Genomic DNA, 314 nt, shown 5'->3' with positions numbered 1-314 from the left:
CCGCGACGAGGACGGCCGGCGGGTCGCGGTGCCCTCAAGGCACATCCGCATCCGGGACTGCGTGTACCTCAGCGGCGGGGCCGCGGTGGCGATCGGCAGCGAGATGAGCGGCGGCGTCTCGGACGTGGTCGCCCGGAGGCTGTACCTGCCGTACGACCCGGACCTGGGCGAGGCATCCGTCGCTTCGGTCCTCAACGTCAAGTCCACGCCCTCGCGGGGTGGTTACGTACGGGACGTCCGCGTCACCGACGTCGACGCACCGGCCTGGATGTATGTGCCCTTCGAGGTCACCTTCCAGTACGCGGGCGGCACGG

At 71.0% G+C, this 314-nt stretch carries 1 pseudogene; it reads left to right on the top strand.

The annotated features are described in order from the left end of the window. Positions 1-314, top strand: a pseudogene (locus tag BZY54_RS51325) (hypothetical protein); the annotation flags it as partial.

This window comes from Streptomyces carpinensis, from assembly GCF_002154505.1.
GTDB lineage: Bacteria > Actinomycetota > Actinomycetes > Streptomycetales > Streptomycetaceae > Streptomyces > Streptomyces carpinensis.
This window is presented reverse-complemented; position numbering and strand designations above follow the sequence as displayed.